The organism is Kitasatospora sp. NPDC091257 (assembly GCF_044757675.1).
In the GTDB taxonomy this organism is placed as follows: domain Bacteria; phylum Actinomycetota; class Actinomycetes; order Streptomycetales; family Streptomycetaceae; genus Kitasatospora; species Kitasatospora lactacystinica.
Map to the genome: position 1 here is coordinate 1 of NZ_JBIVVI010000599.1, position 5,538 is coordinate 5,538.

A 5,538-nucleotide genomic window follows, 5' to 3' on the forward strand; every position below is an offset into this window, starting at 1 on the left:
CCCCCACCGAGGCCGGCACCCACGAGGTCCGCACCCTCGCCCACGCCTGGTCCGACTGGCTCAACGCCCGCCTCGACGCCGACGCCGGCCGCCCCCGCAGCCCCCAACTGCGCGCCGCCGCCGACGCCATCGCCTGGCGCCTCCTGGTCGAGGACCTCGCCAACGGCCTCCCCGCCCACGCCCGCCCCAAGGACGACGCCAGGGTCTGACGAACGGCTACAGGCGGGTGGTGTCGAGGTCGAGGTCGAAGGGCGCCGGAAGGCGCACGGGCGCGCCGAACGGGTACGGGCCGCTCTCCGCGGCGTAACCGAGCCGGGTCGGCTCGCTGTACAGGGTGCAGCTGCGGTTCTGGCGGTCGACCAGGAGGTAGAGCGGAGCGCCGTACTGGCCGTAACGACGGCGCTTGACGACGCGGTCGGTCTCCGCGTTGGACGGTGAACTGACCTCGACGATCAGGAAGGTCTGGTCGGGCAGCAGTGCGCCTTCGGTCTTCAGGGCGAGTTCGGCCGGCACGACGGCCAGGTCCGGGATGTACCAGTTCTCGCTGCCCGGCAGGTCGAGGTTGCCGGACCCGGACACCAGGTCGAGCTGGTCCATGCGGGGGCCGAGCTGGCGGCGGACGATCTCGGCGGCGGACTCGTGCGCCCATGACGGCGACATGGGGGTGATGACTCCCTCGATGATCTCGGTGCGGTCGCCCGCGATGTGCCGGATCGCGTACTTCAGTGCCCGCTCGGGGTCGCTGACGGTGCTGTAGTCACCGGGGACCTGGGGTGCCGTACTCACAACGCGTCTCCTTCCGTCGTGCGATTCTCCCCCGGATCATGCGGCCGCCCCGCTCGTCGACCGGCATTGGACGCGCACTGACCGTTCGCGCTCGCAACAGGACCGGTTCGCAGAGCATTCTGCCTCCCCGCCCGGGAGCGGGCGGGGAGGCACGAGACCGACGGTCAGCGGGAGGCTTCCGCCGGGATCGGGGCGGGGGCGGTGCGGCGGGAGGAGAAGGCGATCACGGCGAGGCTGGCGAGGGCGAAGGCGGTCACCGCCGAGAGCATCACGGTGTAGGAGGCCACGGAGGAGAGCGCCGCGAGCACGGCGGGCAGCAGGAAGCCGGAGTAGCAGAGGGCGTAGTAGACGCCGGTGATGCCGGCCACGTCGTCGGGGGTGACGAGGCGCTGGATCTCCAGCAGGCCGGAGACGACGCCGATGCCGTAGGCGGCACCGAGGAGGACCGCCCCGCCGAGGCCGAGCAGCGGGGAGCGCACCGCCGCGTCGCCGGCGCAGACGGCCATGCCGCAGGCCATCAGCACCATGGAGACGACGACGCCGCGCGCCGAGTTCAGCGAGTCCAGGCGCTTGGCGAGGGGCTGGACCAGGGCGCCGGTGCCGAGGGTGAGGACGGTCAGCAGGGTCGCGTAGGCCAGCGACCAGTCGCCGAGCCGGTCGCCGACCAGCTGCGGGGTCACCGCGTACGCGACGCCGGCCGAGCCGAACACCCACGGGGCCATCGGCAGGACCACCCGCAGGAAGCGCCGGTGCCCGGCCGCCGGGACCTTGAGGTCGGCCCAGAGGCTGCGGACGGCGGCCGAGCGGGCCCGGGTCTCGACGGCCTTCGGGAGCAGGAACAGCGCGGGCAGGGTGACCAGCAGGTGGGCGAGGTACGGGGTGACCATCGGCCAGGGGCCCCACTGGGCGAGCGCGCCGGCCACGCCGGCGCCGAGGCCGAAGCCGACGGTGAGGGCGAGGGAGGCGCGGCGGGCTCCGGCGCCCTGGTCGGCGGCCGGGTCGTGCGGGGCCTGGGAGAGCTCCTTGACCCAGCTGGTGCCGACGGCCATCGCGATGCCGACGGCTGTACCGGTGAGGAACCGCCCGGCGTAGATGGGGAGTTCACCCGTGACGCCGCCGCACAGCACACCGCTGGCGGCGAGCGAGGCGACGACCGCGCCGATCATCAGCGGACGGCGCCCGTAGCGGTCCGAGGCCGCGCCGCCGACCAGCAGTCCGGGGACCAGCCCGAGGACGTAGGCCCCCAGGAAGGCGTCGACGGTGACCTCGGAGTAGCCGCCGAGGTGGCGGTACATCAGCAGCAGCGGGGTGAACTGGTTGCCGCCCCAGCCGCAACAGAGCATGGCCAGGGCCGCGACCAGCCAGGGCCTCCCCCGACCGGTGGGCGCGACGGGACCGGCGGACGGTGGCCGGGTGGTGCTCATGGTGGTGCTGCTCCTTGTCGGATGGTGGTCCCGGCGGTCCGTCGGGGTGCGCGGCCGTCGCCGCGCGGGAGGAGGAGGGAGGAGTGGCTCAGCGGTGCGCGTCCAGGTGGGCGCGCAGCGCCTCGGTGAAGCCGGCGGCGTCGCGGGCCGCGATGCGCTCGACCAGCGCGGCGTGCTCCTCGACCAGCGCGGCCAGCCGCTGCGGCCGCCGCTCCGGCCGCACCTGGAGCAGTTGCACGGCCATCCGCCGCTGGCGGTCGCGCAGCGTCTCGTAGAAGCGCTCGGCGAGCGCGTTGCCGGAGGCCGTCACGATGCCCCGGTGGAAGGCCTCGTCGGCGTCGGCGAAGGCGCCGAGGTCGGCCCGGCGGGCGGGTTCGCGCTGCTGGTCGATCAGGTCGGTCAGCTGCCGCAGCAGGTCGTCGAGCGGCTCGGCGCGGCGGGTGATCCGGCCTACCGCGGTGCTCTCCAGCGCCTCGCGCAGCTCCAGCACGTCCTCGGCCTCGCCGGGCCCGACCGGCACCACGACGGCTCCGCGCTTGGGGAAGAGCTGGAGCAGTCCTTCGGCCTGGAGCCGCAGGAAGGCCTCCCGGACCGGGGTGCGGCTGAGCGAGGTGCGCTCGGCGATCTCGCCCTCGCTGATCAGCGTCCCGCCGGGGAGGCCGCCGCCGAGGATGAGGTCCTTGGTCAGTTCGTACGCGCGGTCCGCGGCCGGAACGCGGGCGGGGACCGGGACGCGGGCGGGAGGCGGGGTGTCGGCCATGGACCACACCGTAGCACCATAGATGCAAGCTTAGATGCAACACCTGGGACAGGGCCGTCCGCAGGACGGAGCATCGGTTTCCGTACTGCTCAGGGCCGGAAGAATGCGCTTTCTCACCCCCTCCGCAGGACCGAGGATGGGCGGGGCCAACCAGCTCCTCGGGAGGAAGCCGTGTCCCCTGTGTCGCCAGCCCTGTCGCCCGTCGACCCGGGCCTGCTGCCGCTCACCGCCGAGTTCCGCCCCGAGGGCCTGTCCGTCGGCGGGGTGCTCCTGGACGAGGCGGCCCGCCGGTACGGCACGCCGCTGTTCGTCTACGACGAGGAGCACCTGCGCCGCCGCTGCCGCGAGGCGGTGGCCGCCTTCGGCCGGGGCAACGTCGCCTACGCCTCCAAGGCCTTCCTGTGCACCGCGATGGCCCGCCTGGCCGCCGAGGAGGGTCTGCTGCTGGACGTCGCCTCCGGCGGCGAGCTGCGCACCGCCCTGTACGCCGGGGTAGACCCGGACCGGATCGTGCTGCACGGCAACAACAAGGACGAGGCCGAGCTGCGCACCGCGCTCACCGTCGGCCTGCGCCACATCGTGGTGGACAGCTTCGACGAACTGGACCGGATCGAACGGCTGCACCACGAGGAGGGCCTGCCCCCGGCCCGGATCCAGCTGCGGGTGGCGCCCGGGGTCGCGGCCGGCGCCCACCAGGCCATCCGCACCGGCGGCCACGACTCCAAGTTCGGCTTCGGCCTGGCCGGCGGCGCCGCCGAGGCCGCGGTGCGCCGGGCCGGGGCCTCCGCCGCCGTACGGCTGGAGGGCGTCCACGCCCACGTCGGGTCCCAGGTGCTGGACCCGGCCGAGCTGGCCGACGGCGCCGCCGCGGTGGCCCGGTTCGCGGTGGAGCACGGCCTGCGCCGGCTGACCGTCGGCGGCGGCCTGGGCGTGGCGTACCTGGGCGGGCAGAGCGCCCCCTCCTTCGCGGACTGGGCCGAACGGGTCCGCGCGGCGGTGCGCGGCGCCGGCTGGAACGGCCCGGTGGGCGTCGAGCCCGGCCGGTCGATAGCCGCCCGGGCCGGGCTGACCCTGTACCGGGTCGGCACCGTCAAGCGGATCGAGGACGTGCGCACCTACGTCAGCGTGGACGGCGGGATGAGCGACAACCTGCGCCCCGCGCTGTACGGCGCCCGCTACGAGGCCTTCCTGCCGCGCTGCCCCGAGGCGCCCCGCCCGCGGCGCGCCCGGCTGGTCGGCAAGCATTGCGAGAGCGGCGACGTGATCATCGACGACGCCGCGCTCCCCGTCGACCTCCGGGTCGGCGACCTGCTGGCCACCCCGGTGACCGGCGCCTACGGCTACGCCATGGCGTCCAACTACAACAAGCTGCCGCGGCCCGCCGTGGTCTTCGTCCGCGACGGCGAGGCCCGCGTGGTGGTGCGCCGGGAGACCGAGCACGACCTGCTCCGGCTGGACACCGCCGCCGACGGGACGGCGCGACCGACCGGGGAACCGGTGGCCGCACTCCCGGCGCACACGGCCTAACCTGGGCCGATGCTGAACAGCGCCCGACTGCACGTCCTCCTGGAGATCGCCCGCCGGGGCACCATCGTGGCCGCGGCACAGGCCCTGCACCTGAGCCCGTCCGCCATCTCGCACCAGCTCGCCCGTCTGGAGCAGGAGCTGGGTGTCGCGCTGGTGGAACGGGCCCCGCAGTCCCTGCGCCTGACGCCCGCGGGTGTCCGGCTGGCCGAGCACGCCCAGGCGATCGCCGATCTGATGGCCGTCGCCCAGGACGACCTGCGGGCGCACGCCCAGGCCGCGGCCGGCGTGCTGCGGATCGGCTTCTTCGCCTCCGCCGGGCTGGACCTGCTGCCACGGGCGCTGGCCGCGTTCGCCGCCGGGCACCCGCAGGTGGAGCTGGAACTCATCATGGGCCAGCCGCACGAGCTGGTCCCGGACCTGGAGGCCGGCCGGCTGGACGCGGCCGTCGTCTTCGAGCACCCGCTGGACCCGTGGTGCCGCCGGGCGGCGGTGGACGTGCGGATGTACTTCGACGAGCCGCAGGTGGTCGTGGTGCCGCTGCGGCACCGGCTCGGGCGGCGCTCGGTGGTGCGGCTGGCCGAGCTGGAGGGCGAGAGCTGGATCGGCACCCACGGCGGCAGCACCGGGGAGCCGGTGCTCGAACGCGCCTGCGCCGCCGAGGGGTTCCGTCCCCGGGTGCGCTGCCGCAGCGACCACTACCAGGTGACCATCAACCTCGCGCGGGCCGGCATGGGCGTCGCGCTGATCCCGGCGCTCGGCCTGGCCGACAGCGCCGGGGTGCACGTGTGCCGGCTGGACCATCCGCAGCTGTACCGCCGGATCGGGGTGGCCACCCGGCCCACCAACCGCAATCCGGTGCTGCGCGCCTTCCTCGCCGAACTCGGCTCCGCCGCCGGGGAGATCAGGTCGCTGCTGGACATGCGGTGGGGCGCCTGAGCGCCCCGCACGGACTGAGTTCCCCCACGGCCCGCAGGCTCCCGGCTCTGTGCGGCGGGCCGCGGCTGTGCCATGCTGCACCCGCCGGCACCCGTCCACCGAGGG

Annotated in this window: 6 protein-coding genes; 3 read left to right on the plus strand and 3 right to left on the minus strand. The window is 74.8% G+C overall.

Translation table 11 applies throughout. The features are described from left to right. Positions 1-209 (plus strand): hypothetical protein (locus tag ACIQOV_RS25210; protein WP_401052069.1); only part of this gene is annotated, 209 nt, incomplete at its 5' end. 7 nt (positions 210-216) lie between these two features. On the opposite strand, the gene ACIQOV_RS25215 is transcribed toward ACIQOV_RS25210, so the two are convergent. The 3 genes from ACIQOV_RS25215 to ACIQOV_RS25225 all read right to left on the minus strand — a co-directional run bounded on the left by ACIQOV_RS25215 (position 217) and on the right by ACIQOV_RS25225 (position 2,970). Further along, positions 217-786, minus strand: a complete 570-nt coding sequence (locus ACIQOV_RS25215) for a Uma2 family endonuclease (RefSeq protein WP_401052071.1) — start codon at positions 784-786, stop codon at positions 217-219. Positions 787-950: 164 nt separating this feature from the next. After that, positions 951-2,210 (minus strand): MFS transporter, encoded by a 1,260-nt coding sequence (locus tag ACIQOV_RS25220; protein WP_401052073.1) that lies wholly within the window; start codon positions 2,208-2,210, stop codon positions 951-953. 88 nt (positions 2,211-2,298) lie between these two features. Continuing rightward, the gene (locus ACIQOV_RS25225; protein WP_401052076.1) at positions 2,299-2,970 is read right to left on the minus strand and encodes a GntR family transcriptional regulator; all 672 of its coding nucleotides are present in this window, start codon (positions 2,968-2,970) and stop codon (positions 2,299-2,301) included. A gap of 171 nt (positions 2,971-3,141) precedes the next feature. Here ACIQOV_RS25225 and lysA point away from each other — a divergent pair, with 171 nt between their 5' ends. Next, entirely contained in the window at positions 3,142-4,497 is a 1,356-nt protein-coding gene (gene lysA, locus ACIQOV_RS25230) for a diaminopimelate decarboxylase (RefSeq protein ID WP_401052079.1), read from the plus strand. Positions 4,498-4,506: 9 nt separating this feature from the next. After that, entirely contained in the window at positions 4,507-5,433 is a 927-nt protein-coding gene (locus ACIQOV_RS25235; protein ID WP_401052081.1) for a LysR family transcriptional regulator, read from the plus strand. The last annotated feature ends 105 nt before the right edge of the window (positions 5,434-5,538 follow it).